Below are 15,756 nucleotides of genomic sequence, written 5' to 3' on the forward strand. Positions count from 1 at the left end.
GCGGCTTCTCCCGCTCTTGCTCTGATCAATTCCGCCAGCCATCTCGCCCGCCCGATGCCCGGCACGGGAAGCGGCTCGGAAGGCAGGACGCTGATACGCCAGCGGGTTGTGGCGGCCGTGGGTTGACCGAAGTCCGCGGCCTCCGTCGGGCGCCGCCATCGTCGAAGCGCAATTCCGATCGTTCCCGAAGCCTCGGCTGCAAGCTGCAGCCGCCGGGAGGCGGTCATCGGCAGTCGCACCAGTTCTGCGACAACAGCGCCAAGCCCGCCGAAACGCAGGCCCTCCTCGAAATTCGTCAGAACGTCCTCTTCCCGGTCCGCCTCGACATAGATCACCCGGTCATGATGGAGCCCCGCCTGGGCGAGAGCCGGCGCAAAGAGATCCGGCCGTGTCAGGCACCAGAGGACGTCGCCCTTGGTTCGCGCGACGATGCCTGCGACAAACAGAGCGGCCGCTGCCCCATGGACCGCATCTGCCCCTCCACCGGCCACCTCATGCAGGGCACCGAAGGCCAGCCCACCACCGGGTAGTTTTGCGTCGATATCGGCAAGACCGAATGACAGAACCTCACCCCTGCGCACAGCTGTCCCTTCGAGGCGCTGGATGCGCTCGCGAAGATCTGCGATGGTCGGGTTGAGGGCGGAGTCATGCATAGGCTGCGGATATCTTCTCGATACTGTTCAGGGCTTTCCAGCAGCGATCGCGGCTGTTATGTTCTTTATTTGTTCTTATCCGCCACATGAGTCAATGCTGATTCTCGTAGCGGCTAATATGGGGATGGCGGGTTGCTGGGCACAAGCGACGGGCATCCAGCCCAAAACGGCCAGAACAGACAGGCACTTATCGGGGATCATGGCATGACGGTTGCCTATCTGGAAAAACTGAACGAGCAACAGCGGCAGGCTGTGGAACATGGCGTTGGACTGGCAGACGGACAGGTGGCAGGACCGCTGTTGATCATCGCCGGCGCCGGGTCCGGCAAGACCAATACCTTGGCGCACCGGGTCGCGCATCTGATCGTCAACGGCGCCGATCCGCGGCGAATCCTGCTGATGACATTTTCCCGTCGGGCAGCCTCGGAAATGTCGCGCCGCGTCGAGCGTATCTGTAAACAGGTGCTTGGCGCCAATTCAGGCGTGCTCACCGATGCGCTTTCCTGGTCGGGCACGTTTCATGGGATTGGCGCAAGGCTGCTGCGGATCTATGCCGAACAGATCGGGCTGAACGTCGATTTCACCATCCATGATCGTGAAGACAGCGCCGACCTGATGAACCTTGCCCGTCACGAGCTCGGGTTCTCCAAGACCGAAAGCCGGTTTCCGACCAAGGGCACCTGCCTGTCGATCTATTCGCGGGCGGTGAATTCGCAGTCACCGCTGAACGAGATCCTGCGCCAGCATTATCCCTGGGTGGCGACTTGGGAAGAACCACTGAAGCAGCTGTTTGCCGCTTACGTCGAAGCCAAGCAGGCCCAGAGCGTGCTCGATTACGACGATCTGCTGCTCTACTGGGCGCAGATGGTCAGCGATCCCGATCTGGCCGACGATATCGGCAATCGCTTCGATCATGTGATGGTCGACGAGTATCAGGATACCAACAGGCTTCAGGCCTCGGTGTTGATGGCGCTCAAACCTGGGGGACGTGGGTTGACGGTGGTCGGCGATGATGCGCAGTCGATCTATTCGTTTCGGGCGGCAACCGTTCGCAACATCCTCGATTTCCCATCCTCCTTCAGCCCGGCCGCTGACGTCATCACGCTTGATCGTAACTACCGCTCGACGCAGCCGATCCTGGCGGCCGCCAATGGCGTGATCGATCTGGCGCGCGAGCGCTTCACCAAGAACCTGTGGACCGACCGGCAATCGCTGGAGCGACCCAAGCTCGTCACTGTCAAGGATGAAACCGAGCAGGCAAATTTCATTGTCGACCAGGTGCTTGCCAATCGCGAGACGGGTATGACGTTGAAGAACCAGGCGGTGTTGTTTCGCACATCCAGTCATAGCGGTCCGCTCGAGGTCGAGCTCACCCGCCGCAACATTCCCTTCGTCAAGTTCGGCGGTCTGAAGTTTCTCGACAGCGCCCATGTGAAAGACATGCTGGCGGTGCTGCGGTTTGCCCAGAACCCGCGCGACCGGGTCGCAGGCTTCCGGCTGCTGCAGATGCTACCTGGGATCGGGCCGAAGACGGCCGGCAACATTCTCGAGACGATTGCGGCCGATCCTGAGCCGCTGCTTGCCCTTGCCGAAATCTCACCCCCGCCCAAGACCGGCCAGGATTGGACAGGTTTCGTTCAGTTGCTGGCAGGCCTGCGCAAGACCGAAGATGGTTGGCCGTCCGATATCGGGCAGGCACGCCTCTGGTACGAGCCGCATCTCGATCGCATCCATGAAGATGCCGAGACCCGCAAGGCCGATCTCCTCCAGCTTGAGCAGATCGCCAGCGGCTATCCCTCGCGCGAACGCTTCCTGACCGAACTGACGCTTGATCCGCCGGATGCCACCAGCGATCAGGCCGGGGTACCTCTGCTTGACGAGGACTATCTGATCCTCTCGACCATTCATTCGGCCAAGGGCCAGGAATGGCGAGCGGTGTTCATGCTCAATGTGGTCGACGGCTGCATACCTTCTGATCTTGGAACCGGCACGACCCAGGAACTCGAGGAAGAGCGCCGGCTGCTCTATGTTGCCATGACGCGCGCAAGAGACAGCCTTTCGCTGATCACGCCGCAGCGGTTTTTTACCCACGGTCAGAACGTTCAAGGGGATCGGCACGTTTATGCGGCAAGGACGCGGTTCATCCCGGCAATGCTGTTGCAATTCTTCGAAGTGACGACATGGCCAAAGGTCTCGGCCACCAGGTCAGAGCGAAGCGCGCAGCAGATCCGCATCGATGTCGCGGAGCGCATGCGCGCCATGTGGAAATAGGAGGATCGAATGTGCAATCTTTACAATGTGACCACCACCCGTGAGGCGGTTCTTCAGTTCACAAAGGCAATCAGGGATCACGCGGGCTGGAATGAAGCAAGCTTTGATGTCTATCCGGGTTATCAGGCACCGGTTGTTCGGGTAGCCAAGGACGGGAACCGGGAGATTGCGCGCGCAACCTGGGGCATGCCCTCTCCACCGGCCTATGTGAAGAAATACGACCCTGGTGTCACCAATATCCGCAATGTCGGTTCGCCTCACTGGCGCCGCTGGCTTGGCAGCACCAGCCGCTGTGTCGTTCCGTTCACCTCCTTTGCAGAGCCGGATCCGGCCAGCAAGGTCGAAGGCGGCCGTATGCCGAATGCGTGGTTCGCCGGCAACGAGGATCGGCCGCTGATGTTCTTCGCGGGGCTCTGGACACCGTGGAAGGGTGTACGCAAAGTCAGGGATGGTGAGCAGGAATACGAACTGTTCGGGTTTCTGACGACGTCGCCGAATGAGATCGTTTCTCCCATCCATGAAAAAGCCATGCCGGCAATTCTGACCACGCCGGAGGAAGTCGATATCTGGCTGACAACGCCCAGGGAGGAGGCCCGCCATCTGCAACGTCCCCTCCCCGCCAATATGCTGGTGATCGTACCACCTCAGCCCAAACCCAATTTGGACGATGAAGGTCAGTTGCTTTGAGCATCGCCAATCGTCACAACCGGGGCAGCGAACAACCCGAACGCGATGCACCGCCGGACACTTTGCGAGCCGAAGCGATGGATAGCGCCCCGGTGCGTAAGATCATCCATGTGGACATGGATGCCTTCTATGCCTCGGTTGAGCAGCGCGACAATCCGGACTTGCGCGGACGGCCACTGGCCGTCGGTGGATCAGCAGCTCGTGGCGTCGTGGCGGCGGCAAGTTACGAGGCAAGGACGTTCGGTGTGCATTCCGCCATGCCATCGGTGACCGCCAGGCGGAAATGCCCTGATCTGATCTTCGTGCCACCGCGTTTCGAGGTCTATCGGCAGGTCTCGCAGCAGATCCGAGAGATTTTTGCTGAGTACACGCCCCTGATTGAGCCACTTTCACTCGACGAGGCCTATCTCGACGTCACCGAAAACCGGAAAGGCATGGAGATCGCGACCGAGATAGCACTGGAGATCCGCGCGAAGATCAAGGCGGTCACCGGCCTCAATGCCTCGGCCGGCATCTCCTACAACAAGTTTCTGGCCAAGATGGCGAGCGACCTGAACAAGCCGAACGGCCAGGCGGTCATCACGCCGAAGAACGGCCCGGGTTTTGTCGAAGCCCTGCCCGTCAAGAAGTTTCATGGCGTGGGACCGGCGACTGCAGAGCGGATGAAACAGCACGGGATTGAAACGGGGCTCGATCTCAAATCAAAGTCGCTCGCCTTCCTTCAGCAGCATTTTGGGAAGTCCGGTCCGTATTTCTATGGCATTGCCCGTGGGATCGATGAACGCCGCGTCAGACCCGATCGCATCCGCAAATCGGTTGGCGCGGAAGACACGTTTATCGAGGACATCGACAATCTCGATCTGGCCAAAGCCGAGCTGCGACCCATGGCCGAGAAGGTCTGGCGGTATTGCGAGGCGCACGACATCACGGGAAAGACGATCACGGTCAAAATTAAGTATTCGGATTTCAGCCAGGCGACACGCAGCAAGACCGTGGCGGGATCCTTTTCGGACATCGACATGATCCTGGAGATAGCAGAGACCCTGCTCGCCTCAGTGTTCCCGTTCAAACATCCGGTGCGGCTGCTTGGGATCACCTTGTCATCGCTGAACACCGAAGAGAGCGGGCAAGAACCACAGCTCGCTCTCGAACTCTGAGACGGCGGTCCTGAAACGAAAAAACCTGCCGCGGGAGGAGGTGCGGCAGGCTTTCCGAAAATAACCGAACAGCGACTGGGAGGAGGAGTGCCGCTGTTCCGACAGACGCCCCTTGGGAGGAGGAGTGGGCCGTCTGAATTCGAAGCTCTGCGGGAGGAGGTGCATTGCTTCGATGAAACCAAGATACCCATTCTCTCCGCACATTAAATAGACTTTGCTGCAGTGCAGCTATGCGAAATATGTAAGGCTTCTTCCTGACATAACGAAAGAAATCTCCAACTCAGGCCATCGTGGCAAGTAGATACAAAAACGCCCGCGTCATCAGCGGGCGTAGTATCAGTTCGACAAGTTGGAAAAAGCCGCTTAGCGGGCGACCGAATGGCGGGCAACGCTGCGGATGTCGGCGCGATTGATACCGAGGTCCTGCAGTTCGCGTGAGCTCATGCGGCCGAGTTCGTCAACGGTCTGACGGTACTTGCGCCAGTTGTTGAAGGAGCGTGCTACGTTCATGATGATCCCCTTTCGTGAGGTCTCTTGACGCCAGCAACCTTGCCTTGGTTCCAACGTCGTTTCGATGATTGGGATATAGGCTCTTGTCCGCACGTCGATAAGGCACAAGGTCTCAGGTCGGCCATGCGCTCAAGACATAGGTCCAATCAGAGATGTGCCGAAGGGGCTGTCAGGCCCGGAACCGGTCGAAGGCAGTGAGGCGTTTGATGGGCGGATCGGCGTCTGGATAACGGTAGATTTCGGCCCGGAGATAGCAGCGCTCTTCGTCGAGCGCTTCTTCACCCACCTCGATCCACCAGGATTTGGGACGGCCGTCGCTGCCGTCGGACCACCGGTAGCCTCGAGTCTTCAGGTGGTCCTTCATATCGAAGGGGCTGTTCTCGGCAAATATCCGGACACGCGACCTCTGGCTTGCTCCATAGAGTTCGGCAAAAGCGGTGGAAGCCGATCCATCGACTTCCCGAGCGAGAACCTCCAACAGCGCGAAACAGTCATCGACGGCGCGATGACCCTCATGGAAATAGCCCGCCTGCCCGATCAGGTATCCGAGCTTAGTCCCTTCATCCCCGCGCCGACCGGTCGATCTCGGAGTTGGAGCATGCCCAGGCCTTGCCAGAAAACAGGTGAGAAAATGCCTCGCAGAATGGCCGGTCGAAACCGGCATTGTGGACACTCTATGAGACAAGACCCGACGCCGTTGATGTTCCTGTTCATACCGTCGAGATAGTCCGGGTCGTGGACGGACGCCGCGACCTTCCCGTGTTGTTTAAGAGCTGATCGGGTGGAGCCTGCGGATGTCCTACCCTGCCAAGCAAAGAATCCGCATGCGGAGTATTGCGAAAAACCAAAGTCGTCAGAGATCCTTAGGCGAGCCAAAAATTGGTGGATCAGCTACGTCCAAAGCGGTATCCCGGCCAACTTGCCGGGATCCGCTGGCGGACCCTATCGTGGCCCCTTAGGAAATTGGGGGAGATCCATGTCGATAGCGACGGCGGCAACTTGGAGCCTTGCTCTGTGGCTGGCATTCTATCCAGCAGTGGCTTATGCGGATGAACTTCTGGGCCGGGTTGGAGGCAACGCGCTTTGGCAGCTCTTCGACGGCAGTCACAGGAACACCCCGTCCCCAAGGCGCTCGACCCACCGACAGGACGCACGCTCAGGCTTGAGCGTTGATCAGCTCTATGCCGCACAAGTCCAGTTAGGTGCGCTTGGTTACGATGTCGGAGAGCCAGATGGCCAGCCAGGACCACGCACGCGAGAGGCCATTCGACAATTCCAGGCTTCGCAAGGGCTCAAACCGACCGGAGTGCTGACCCGCGCCCAGTTCGATCGCCTGATGGGTCAAAACGCCGGAGACACCGTGCTGTCGACGGCGGGCGACATCCCGCTCACGTCGGACGAGATGGCCGACCTACAGCAAGCGCTTGCGGATCTGGGCTATGATATAGGGGCCATCGACGGGCGGGCAGGACGCAAGACGGCGGCGGCTGTGGTGGCCTTTCTTTCCGGTCTCGGTCTTGATGCGAACCAGACCCCGCCGCAGGAAGCCCTGCGATTGGCGCTCGATGCTACGGGTGCAGACGGCGGGCCAATGTCCGAGGATGTAGCACAAGATGGCTCGGCGACTGGCACAACCGGCGGCGCAGAACTCGCTGCAGCCGAGATCGAAGGCGAATATTTCGACTGGCCGCAAGGGCCGACGATGTACAATGGTGCCGAAGCCGAACTCAACGAGCAGGTCATTCGACGCATCCTGGGTGCCGATACCGCGCTACAGAACGATGATGAATTCCTGAAATTCCTGCTTGAACGCCTTGCCCAGCGACAAAGAGGCGCCTGGAACCCGGCCGAAATCGCGCCGATCTATCAATCCTACCGGGACGGCACCGAATTCGACAAGGCGAGGGCAATTGAAACTCTGCGCAGTTTTGTGGCGGCACATGCCAGCACAAAACCGATGATCGTGACCCGCGTCAGAATGGTTGAGATCGGCAGCTATGACTTTGACAAGGGGCACTTCCCGCTGCTGCTCAAAGGCGAATTCGGGTCCGAGATGCAATTTCACGCCGTCGGCGGCCGGTTGATCGTGGAGACGGGACGCTGGCGTTCGGACCTCAACTTACCGATGGCCAAGGACGACGCCGTGGCGTTCGCCAACAGGTTAAACGCCACCGGAAGCCGATCGGTGTTCATGGCGGTGCGGTTCAGGATCGGCAACTTCAAGGCCGAGAACGATCAGTACGGTCAAAGAAGCATCTTTGCGCAAGGCATTGTTGAGAGCGCCGGTCTGCATCTGAAGCCAAAGGCTCTCGAGGATGGCTTGGGATCGCTGCTGCAGAAAATGGAGGTTCTCGCGGAACCGGAACCCGCTTCCGCTCAAACTGAAAAGCCGATTGCGACGAACAATCTGACGTCATGGACCCGCCTCGGGCTAAGCCAACAGGCTGGCCGCGTCTTCATCACCTCGCAAAACGCATCGAGCACCGACAAGCCGTCCAATCTCGAAAAGGCCATAGGCTTGCTGGCGATCTCCAAGCTTCCCGTCCCACCGAAGTCCTACGGCACCGCCAGAAATATCGCGCTCGCGCATGCCGAGCCCAGCGTCTATCGAACGCTCTTCCCGGAAGGCCGCAACGAACTGGAACAACTGCGCAAGATTGCAATCGATCCGTTTGCGCAGGAGGACGTCGTCACCCGCTTCAACCGAGATCTGCTTCCGCAGCTCAAGGCGGATGCGCCTCGCCTCCCCGTGGCGACGCGCGTTGCGACACCGGCAGATTTCAAGGCCTATGACCTGGAGCGGCGCGCTTTCAGCGCAGGGCCTGGAAACAATCTGTTTTTACCGGGCATCCGTCTCAGGACCAATCTCAAGGGGGATTTCCCGAATTTCGTCAAGGTCGATCCGACCATTGCCCGACGGATCGTGCAGCAGGCGAAGAAAAACCAGGGGCGAATCACGGCCTATTACGGCTTCGATCTCGAGCTGCGCGCAATACAGGTTGCACTGCGCGAAGACAGGATAGGCGTCTTCGAAGCCGGTCAGATCCAGGCCGAAATGAGCGGAACGGTCACGGCGGTCGGTCTCTACGAAGACCCGGGCCTCACACGCCGCATCATGGCCCTGGACCTTTCAGAGTTCGTGCCTCCGGTGGAGGCGCTCCCCGGGAGCCAAGCCCCCGACGGTACCTATCTGTCACGATGGAATATTGCTGCGATCACCGCCGAACGCCTGGCCGATCCAAGTTTTTCGCGCCGTCTGGTGACAGCGTCGCGCTTTGTCGTGGAAAAAGACGAATTCACCCGCGAGGCGGCGGTGCAGGAAGGCGAAGACATGTTGGCCGCCAGCAAGGTGGACGTTTCGAAACCCCTCTACCTGATGGGAGAGGTTACGTTGGGGACCTATGACGGTGCTCAGGCATTTCCCATCACTGCAGCCAGTTTCGCCATCACGCTCGCGCCCGATATCATACAGCTCGCCGAGGGACAGATCCAGATTGAGACCGAGAATTCGGAGGCGCTGACTGCTCTCCCCATCGCGCCCCTGGCAGCCAAAGGCCTAGTGAAGGACCGGCCCGGCCGCACTTTCCCGGCCCTGTTCAAGATAAAGCCGGTTCGCGCCGAGGCGTTGTCGACTGATCAGACGCCGTTTGCCAGACTGGATGTTTCGATCGAGCAGATCATGCTGATGGATCCCCAACGTCGCGACCGTGTTCTCTATTCGACGGTCACGACGCCGGCGGCCACCCAGGATGACAGTCAGGAGACTGTGGCTCTTGAACTGAGACCGCAACGCCTTCCACTTAATACGGAAACCACGGCACTTCTGCTTGCCAAATACAGCAAGACGCCCATCGACGAGGATGCTCTTCGCGCGCTCCTGTCGATCCGATGGGAGGAGGAACAAGCTGATCGCCGTGATGTGATCCACACCGATCCAGCGCCCTGGGGCAGGTTCTTTCCGAAGAACTACCGACAACTGACAGAGGCCGACGTCAAGCGCCTCGGCCCAAAGTTCCGGCGCTGGACCGAGCTCAGGATAGAAACCCTTCCAGAGAAACTGATCTACGAGAACATCGATGATATCTCGGGCTTCAGCAAGTATCAGGGGGCTCCGGCACAAGCCTACCTGGACGCATTCCGCGAGCTCGGGATCGACCAGCAGAGCTTCGCGCAACATCGCGGTTATCTGTTTCATCAACAGATCATCCTCGACGGGCGCTCGGTCACGCCGAAGACGATACTCACATTCACCCAGCAGTTGGCACCGACTGCACGCAAAGACGTCTTCATCCCGCTCGACAACCTGCCTTCACCGCCAAGCCAGGCGTTTCCGCGGGCGATAAGCCTGGATCTCGACATCCGGCGGGCGGTGATCGGCAAGGACCCCAGCGATGGCAAGCCGATCGTCATTCTCGACACAGTGCCGACAGAAGTCCGATGGTTCGGAGAAAAGACCGCCGTCAAGCCGAGAACCATCATGGCGACGTTCGCCATCGATGCAGCTGTCGAACGCAAGCCCGTCGAAACGGCATCGCTGAGCATCCTTGGTGTTGAAGTGGGTATGAGCCAGGCGCAGGCCGAGACGATTTTACGCGAACAGATCAAGATTGAACGGGTGCTCGAACTCAAGGGCGACAGCGCTGATCCATCGGCCATTGCGGAAAGCGCGAGACTGTATGTCGGTGCTGGAGGCACGGACCTCGTCGGTATTCTTTATGGGCCCATGGCACTGGAACCCAGGGTCTATGCCGTCGCGCGCAGCCTGTTCTCGCCGCTCGGATCGTTGACGCAGGGCCAGGTCCTGGCTGCGCTTTCGAAGAAATACGGTGAGTTGCCACAACCGGACAACTGGCGCTGGGGCGAGACTGCGCAAATCGGCATGTGTGCGGATGCCGGCGCGCCATACAACATCAATTGGATTGGCGCAGCGGTCATCGAAGGAGCACCACTGATGACCCGACAGGTCAGCCAGCAGCAGGTTCTCGACGACCCGTTGATAGCGGCCGAGATACGCCTCCTGCGCAGGCTCCAGAACCTTTCATGGGGCTTTACCGTTCCGCCGCAAAGCGAAAGCTGCAAGCCTTCGCTGACCGCGCGCTTCCAGGAGACCTACCAGCTCGGATTTGCCGGCGAGAAGATTCCCGATGGCAATACGTCAGTCCTGTGGAGCTGGCTCTTCGACCACAACCTTCACAATCGCGCGTTGCTCGACGCAAGGGTGAAACCGAGCCCGGTCGCAGCGGCTGCGGACATCAAACTCTAGGTGAGCGACATAAATGCCGGACCAGATCGGACACGCAACGGAAATGGATCTCGTCTGACTGAATTGCTAATCTCTGATCGTTGGCGAAGCATCAAAAAGGGACATTCAATTCGATGCAGAACGAGTCCGCAACGTCACCCTTCGAAAAACTGAAGCAGTTTGCGGGATCAGGCGCCACCATACTCGGCTTCATCGGCGTCATTGGAAGTGTTTCGATCTACGGCTCAAACCTGAAGAACCAGTTCGACGCATCCCAGACGAAAATCATTCAACTGGAAGCGCAGATTGAAACACTCAGTCGGCAACTCGACAAGACATCCGGTCAGTCGTCACAGACGGGCCTCAAAGGGGAAAAAGGCGACCGTGGCGACGATGGCCGCAGCATAGAGCTGCGCAGTACCGCAGATCACATACAGTGGCGCTATCTGGATTCACCGAATTGGATCAATTTGGTCAGCTTCGCACAACTGACAGGCACAACCGTCTTCGGCAGCAAAGAATACGCAACCGAATCCAATGCAAATCCGAAAGAGCTCGACACTTATCAGGTGGAGAACACTGAAAATCAGGTGGAGAATACTGAAAAGACACGCCCGGATCTGGCTTCGCTCACGAAACCGACTACGGAAAAACATCGTATATTCCAAGACGAAACCGCTTATGTCACGGACGAGCAGGTGCTGATTGCAGTTGGCGACGCCAGCAGTGTGAGTTCGCCATTCAAGATCGACGATGAATGGCATACAATGCGTCCCGGCGATCAAGTGTCGCTTCCCACCGCGAAACCTTGCACGATCATCTATGACCGGCTTTCTGACAGGTTACCCGGTGACAAAGGTCAGGCGGTGGATGTAACTATTCGGTGCGGCCCATAACTCGATTTGTCGACGACTTTCAATATTTGTGCTTCGGCGAGCCATCTCACCCGCCATCGGCCTCGAAAATCACTGGGCAATCCAAGATTGCATCGAAATCACTAAAGCAACCTTGTCCCCGGCGGTTTTGTTCAGTTCATCCATGAGCGCCTTGTGACGGCACGCTTGCCGCAGGCGGCGTCGGTACCCGTGCTGCCAAGGAATATGGCATGGTGCGCACCCGCAAATTCTTCAACGGCCTTGTAGCGGGCGCGCATGCCAACTGATTTCCTGCATAACCATAAGGATTTCGCGTCCCTGCTGCGCATCGTCGCCGAGGCAATGAAGGTTCAGCCGGTGCTGGTCGAAAAAGACTACTGGATCATGCACTGACTGTAGGGCCTGCAGCAGCTGAAAATGCGGTTCGAGCTGAAGGGCGGCACATCGCTCTCCAAAGGCAACCGCATCATCAACCGCTTCTCGGAAGATATCGATATCCGCATCGAATCTCCCGAGGCGATGCGGGTCAAGACCGGTCATAATCACGACAAGCCCGCACATCGCGAAAACCGCAAGGACTTCACGGCCTATTCGCTGCGCGCAGTCGCCTGGTGGCGCCGGCTTTTGGCCAGTTCGACAAATCGACGCTTCACCTGATCGAACAGTGCCGGCGGCAAAGGCCCGTGATAGCCGCTCTCGCTGTCGATCGGCCGAACATCGGGCCCCGGCCAGACAAAGCGATTGCTTTCCGTCAGCATGATCCATGACCGCTCGTCGTCCAGACCGAGGCGTCGCTTGGTGGCCGACGGTATCTCGATGGCATCCGCCGGATCGAACGGTGGCGTGTGGCTTATCGGCAACACGCGCACAACGGGAGTTCCATCCTCAAGCGCTGCAACCAGCGCCAGCACGAGAACCGGGCGATCCTTGTCGCCTTCTTCACGGCCTTCCAGATGCTGCCAGTGCCAAAGGTAGGAATAGCGAAAGATCCAGCCGACTTTCGGTTCAGCTGGCAGCATTCTTGCTAGTCACCAGTTCGCGATCGAGGTGATCTAAACCCGGCTCCATGTCCGACGCTTCGACCACTGCCAGATCGTCGTCGCCCAGCATCGCGGTGACCTCGACACGTCGGTCGCGGCGGGCCAGGCGCAAATAGTCTTCGTAGGCAATCAATACCGTCCGCGGCCGGCCGTTCTTGGTAATGATCACCGGCTCACGCACGGCGGCGTCCTGATAGGCGCCAAAATTCTTGGATACGGCAGCCGCCGTCACAGTCGAAGTCATCCACGCCTCCTGTTTTCCGCAAAATACGGGATTTCCGGACTTTATTCAACCCGGCAGTTGGATAGTTCGAGTGAAAGGCTGTTGCCTCGGAGCGACTGAACGACAAGGAAGCAGCCCGACTTGAGAAACGGACTGCAATGGCCGCCAGTGTTCGATGTAACCTCAATGCGATCAAGCGCTCTTTCACATTTAACAGCATCGCCTCGATTGCTGAAATTCGCCGCGGTGAAGCGCTGATGGATGCTGGGCGAAAGCGCGACGCCCTTAACGAATGGCTCACGCATGATCTGCCTCAACGCTTCGAAAACAGGACTGTTCCGGTGGATGCGCCTGTCGCCTTGGCTTGGGGTGATCTTATGGCTCTTGCCAAGCGAAGTGGTCGCGGGCTCGCCTCAATGGACGGCTTGATTGCAGCGACCGCCGTCGCGCACCAATTGACCCTTGCGACGCGCAACACCAAGGATTTCGAAGGCTTCGGACTAGATGTCATTGACCCATGGGCGGGCGGAAAGACCCTTGGGGATGATGGAAGGGCCATCGCGACTAGACGGCCAGTCGGGCATGCCGTCGATCGTCGGATCCAAGCGCTTTATACGATAACGCGGCGGTACACAGATCGCGTGTGAGACACGATCAACGGTCTTCGTGGCCTCCTTGCCCAATATCCTCGGAAACTTCCTGTCTGAGCTTTGGACCTTTCGCGAGTCTTCGCCCCAAGGCGGTGACGAACGCCTCATAGCGCTCGCTTGATTTGGCCCGGGCCGCCTGCGCGGCAGGCTCTGGCAGCGCTGGGGTTGTCGTCAACCAGAAACGAACAAAAACTGCCAGCGTTTCGACGGCAATGCCGAGGTCGCGTTCCATGCGCGTCATGCGGCGGTCCAGCTGGTCGAGTCGCTTGGTGGTAGCGGCCTCCTGTCGCTCAGCCGCGTCCGGCGACAGGAAAGACGCAATACCCGCTTCGGCGATCAGTGATAGCGATTGATCGCGCCGCGCAGCATACACCACAAGCGCCTTCATGACGTCAGGATCGAGATAGACAGAAAGGCGCTGCTTCTTCGGAGATTTTATCACAATCGTCTCCTTACAGCTCGATACCATCGCCCGGGTCGAGCGCGGCCTGCCGCGCCACCTGGCGCATGGTCTGGTTCATGCGGCTGAAACGGGCGGCGTCCTCTTCGACCTCGTCGCGAGGATCGATCTCAAACTCATTCTCGATCACATCCTTACGTTCGACGGTTTTCGTCCGGCTGAGTTCGGGCTGATGCCGACGCTCGGATTCCGTCGGGTCGTCGTCTGCCACCTCCTGCGTCGGGATGCGTGTATTCAGGTCTGGCGGCCTGGGCAGGGCCAGGCTGCTCCAGTCGTCGGCTTGCCCTGCCTTTGGCTTGGTCAGCGTCGGCGGGGTCAGAACACGCTCCTGAAGTCGGCTATCCTCGTAGTATCGAGCCTTCTTCGCCCGGATCGGCGGGACACCCGCCACCATGACGATCTCGTCCGAAGGCGGAAGCTGCATGATTTCGCCCGGCGTCAACAACTGCCGTGCCGTCTCGGAGCGTGAGACCATCAGATGCCCCAGCCACGGCGACAACCGGTGACCGGCATAGTTCTTCATCGCCTTCATCTCGGTGGCGGTGCCGAGCGCGTCGGATACCCGTTTGGCCGTGCGTTCGTCATTGGTCGCGAAGCTGACGCGCACATGGCAGTTGTCGAGGATCGAATTGTTCGGACCATAAGCCTTCTCGATCTGATTCAGCGACTGCGCAATCAGGAAGGCCTTGAGGCCATATCCGGCCATAAAGGCAAGCGCACTCTCGAAGAAGTCGAGGCGGCCGAGTGCCGGAAATTCGTCGAGCATCAGGAGAAGCCGATGGCGGTTGCCTTTCGCCTGCAGATCCTCGGTCAGGCGTCGACCGAGCTGATTGAGGATCAGACGGATCAGCGGCTTGGTGCGGTTGATGTCCGACGGTGGCACCACGAGGTAGAGCGTGGTCGGATGTTTTCCGCCGATGATGTCGACGATGCGCCAATCACAGCGGCGCGTGACTTCGGCGACGACGGGATCACGATAGAGCCCAAGGAACGACATGGCAGTCGATAGTACGCCGGATCGCTCGTTATCGGATTTGTTCAGCAACTCACGCGCGGCGGACGCGATGACGGGATGCGGCCCGGCCTCCCCCAGATGCGCCGTCTTCATCATGGCGGCCAGCGTCGACTCGATTGGCCGCTTTGGATCAGACAGGAAGGCCCCGACGCCAGCGAGTGTCTTGTCAGCCTCGGCATAGAGGACGTGCAAGATCGCTCCAACCAGCAGCGCGTGACTGGTCTTCTCCCAGTGATTGCGCTTTTCCAGCGAGCCTTCCGGATCCACGAGAATGTCGGCGATATTCTGGACGTCGCGAACCTCCCATTCCCCTTTGCGGACTTCCAGCAGCGGATTGTAGGCAGCAGACTTCGCGTTGGTCGGATCGAACAACAACACCTGACCATGGCGAGCGCGAAAGCCAGCGGTCAACGTCCAATTCTCGCCCTTGATGTCGTGGACGATGGCGGAGCCCGGCCAGGTCAGCAGCGACGGCACGACCAGCCCGACGCCCTTGCCGGACCGCGTGGGGGCAAAGCACAGCACATGCTCCGGCCCGTCATGGCGAAGGTAATCGCGATCGTGCTTACCGAGCACGACGCCATCAGCGCCGAGCAAACCGGCCGCTTTGATATCGTCTGGACCTGCCCAGCGGGCGGAGCCGTAGGTTTCGACATTTTTTGCCTCGCGTGCTCGCCAGACCGACATGCCGATCGCCACGGCAACAGCGATGAAGCCCCCGGACGCGGCAATGAAACCACCTTCGACAAAGATTGGCGGAGCGTAGGCATCGTAGAAGTACCACCACCAGAAGAAGGCCGGCGGATAGTAGACTGGCCAGCCGGCCAATTCGAACCACGGCACGCCGAGCTGCGGCTGGAACCCCAGCCGCCATGCTGTCCACTGTGTCGCCGCCCAGGTCGTCATGAGGACGATCAGGCAGACGGTGATGATTTGGCCCCAGAGGATCTTGGTCGCCGACATGGCGCGTTCC

14 protein-coding genes and 2 pseudogenes are annotated in these 15,756 nt (G+C 59.3%); 7 read left to right on the plus strand and 9 right to left on the minus strand.

All coding sequences use genetic code 11. The features are described from left to right. Positions 1-653: ImuA family protein (locus tag PDO_RS04705; protein ID WP_007598486.1), on the minus strand; the 653-nt coding region annotated here is incomplete at its 3' end. A gap of 204 nt (positions 654-857) precedes the next feature. Here PDO_RS04705 and PDO_RS04710 point away from each other — a divergent pair. The 3 genes from PDO_RS04710 to dinB all read left to right on the plus strand — a co-directional run bounded on the left by PDO_RS04710 (position 858) and on the right by dinB (position 4,768). After that, positions 858-2,924 (plus strand): ATP-dependent helicase, encoded by a 2,067-nt coding sequence (locus tag PDO_RS04710; protein ID WP_007598487.1) that lies wholly within the window; start codon positions 858-860, stop codon positions 2,922-2,924. Between the two features lie 9 nt (positions 2,925-2,933). Beyond that, the gene (locus PDO_RS04715; RefSeq protein WP_007598489.1) at positions 2,934-3,611 is read left to right on the plus strand and encodes an SOS response-associated peptidase; all 678 of its coding nucleotides are present in this window, start codon (positions 2,934-2,936) and stop codon (positions 3,609-3,611) included. Positions 3,612-3,688: 77 nt separating this feature from the next. Next, positions 3,689-4,768: a DNA polymerase IV gene (dinB, locus tag PDO_RS04720; protein ID WP_007598491.1), complete on the plus strand. Its 1,080-nt coding sequence runs from the start codon at positions 3,689-3,691 to the stop codon at positions 4,766-4,768. A gap of 363 nt (positions 4,769-5,131) precedes the next feature. Here the strand turns inward: dinB and PDO_RS26935 are convergent, their stop codons facing one another. Then, positions 5,132-5,278: a DUF1127 domain-containing protein gene (locus PDO_RS26935; protein WP_007598493.1), complete on the minus strand. Its 147-nt coding sequence runs from the start codon at positions 5,276-5,278 to the stop codon at positions 5,132-5,134. A gap of 169 nt (positions 5,279-5,447) precedes the next feature. Then, positions 5,448-5,946 (minus strand): annotated as a pseudogene (locus tag PDO_RS04725) (3'-5' exonuclease); the annotation flags it as partial. A 494-nt stretch (positions 5,947-6,440) separates the two neighbouring features. Here PDO_RS04725 and PDO_RS04730 point away from each other — a divergent pair. Both PDO_RS04730 and PDO_RS04735 read left to right on the plus strand, forming a co-directional pair. Further along, positions 6,441-10,541, plus strand: coding sequence for a peptidoglycan-binding domain-containing protein (locus tag PDO_RS04730; protein WP_160167020.1), 4,101 nt, complete (start codon positions 6,441-6,443; stop codon positions 10,539-10,541). A gap of 113 nt (positions 10,542-10,654) precedes the next feature. Then, complete coding sequence (locus PDO_RS04735) at positions 10,655-11,416, plus strand: hypothetical protein (protein WP_007598501.1); 762 nt, start codon at positions 10,655-10,657, stop codon at positions 11,414-11,416. 131 nt (positions 11,417-11,547) lie between these two features. On the opposite strand, the gene PDO_RS29240 is transcribed toward PDO_RS04735, so the two are convergent. Both PDO_RS29240 and PDO_RS28900 read right to left on the minus strand, forming a co-directional pair. Continuing rightward, positions 11,548-11,673, minus strand: coding sequence for a hypothetical protein (locus tag PDO_RS29240; protein ID WP_007598503.1), 126 nt, complete (start codon positions 11,671-11,673; stop codon positions 11,548-11,550). Next, positions 11,648-11,935, minus strand: a complete 288-nt coding sequence (locus tag PDO_RS28900; protein ID WP_244426352.1) for a hypothetical protein — start codon at positions 11,933-11,935, stop codon at positions 11,648-11,650. Before PDO_RS28900 ends, PDO_RS29240 begins: the two co-directional genes overlap by 26 nt. On the opposite strand from PDO_RS28900, the gene PDO_RS28905 reads away from it, so the two are divergent. Then, complete coding sequence (locus tag PDO_RS28905) at positions 11,825-12,052, plus strand: nucleotidyl transferase AbiEii/AbiGii toxin family protein (RefSeq protein ID WP_348225815.1); 228 nt, start codon at positions 11,825-11,827, stop codon at positions 12,050-12,052. The two genes, PDO_RS28900 and PDO_RS28905, sit on opposite strands and share 111 nt — an antisense overlap. Here the strand turns inward: PDO_RS28905 and PDO_RS04745 are convergent. Together PDO_RS04745 and PDO_RS04750 are read right to left on the minus strand one after the other, a co-directional pair. Further along, the gene (locus tag PDO_RS04745; RefSeq protein WP_007598506.1) at positions 11,983-12,414 is read right to left on the minus strand and encodes a hypothetical protein; all 432 of its coding nucleotides are present in this window, start codon (positions 12,412-12,414) and stop codon (positions 11,983-11,985) included. The genes PDO_RS28905 and PDO_RS04745 overlap by 70 nt on opposite strands. Continuing rightward, positions 12,401-12,679, minus strand: coding sequence for a type II toxin-antitoxin system Phd/YefM family antitoxin (locus tag PDO_RS04750; RefSeq protein WP_007598511.1), 279 nt, complete (start codon positions 12,677-12,679; stop codon positions 12,401-12,403). Before PDO_RS04750 ends, PDO_RS04745 begins: the two co-directional genes overlap by 14 nt. 161 nt (positions 12,680-12,840) lie before the next feature. On the opposite strand from PDO_RS04750, the pseudogene PDO_RS04755 reads away from it, so the two are divergent. Beyond that, positions 12,841-13,179: pseudogene (locus PDO_RS04755) on the plus strand (PIN domain-containing protein); the annotation flags it as partial. A gap of 133 nt (positions 13,180-13,312) precedes the next feature. Here the strand turns inward: PDO_RS04755 and PDO_RS04760 are convergent. Next, positions 13,313-13,750: a hypothetical protein gene (locus PDO_RS04760; RefSeq protein ID WP_007598516.1), complete on the minus strand. Its 438-nt coding sequence runs from the start codon at positions 13,748-13,750 to the stop codon at positions 13,313-13,315. Between the two features lie 10 nt (positions 13,751-13,760). Beyond that, a complete protein-coding gene (locus tag PDO_RS04765; protein ID WP_007598518.1) occupies positions 13,761-15,746 on the minus strand; it encodes a conjugal transfer protein TraG in 1,986 nt (661 codons plus the stop codon). Between the last annotated feature and the right edge of the window lie 10 nt (positions 15,747-15,756).

The organism is Rhizobium sp. PDO1-076, assembly GCF_000247475.1.
Lineage (GTDB): Bacteria > Pseudomonadota > Alphaproteobacteria > Rhizobiales > Rhizobiaceae > Allorhizobium.

Bases quoted from the DNA above. Each gene is read 5' to 3' on its own strand.
- PDO_RS04710 (WP_007598487.1), top strand. From the start codon at position 858: ATGACGGTTGCCTATCTGGAAAAACTGAACGAGCAACAGCGGCAGGCT.
- PDO_RS04715 (WP_007598489.1), top strand. From the start codon at position 2,934: ATGTGCAATCTTTACAATGTGACCACCACCCGTGAGGCGGTTCTTCAG.
- dinB (WP_007598491.1), top strand. From the start codon at position 3,689: ATGGATAGCGCCCCGGTGCGTAAGATCATCCATGTGGACATGGATGCC.
- PDO_RS26935 (WP_007598493.1), bottom strand. From the start codon at position 5,278: ATGAACGTAGCACGCTCCTTCAACAACTGGCGCAAGTACCGTCAGACC.
- PDO_RS04735 (WP_007598501.1), top strand. From the start codon at position 10,655: ATGCAGAACGAGTCCGCAACGTCACCCTTCGAAAAACTGAAGCAGTTT.
- PDO_RS29240 (WP_007598503.1), bottom strand. From the start codon at position 11,673: ATGCGCGCCCGCTACAAGGCCGTTGAAGAATTTGCGGGTGCGCACCAT.
- PDO_RS28900 (WP_244426352.1), bottom strand. From the start codon at position 11,935: ATGACCGGTCTTGACCCGCATCGCCTCGGGAGATTCGATGCGGATATC.
- PDO_RS04745 (WP_007598506.1), bottom strand. From the start codon at position 12,414: ATGCTGCCAGCTGAACCGAAAGTCGGCTGGATCTTTCGCTATTCCTAC.
- PDO_RS04750 (WP_007598511.1), bottom strand. From the start codon at position 12,679: ATGACTTCGACTGTGACGGCGGCTGCCGTATCCAAGAATTTTGGCGCC.
- PDO_RS04765 (WP_007598518.1), bottom strand. From the start codon at position 15,746: ATGTCGGCGACCAAGATCCTCTGGGGCCAAATCATCACCGTCTGCCTG.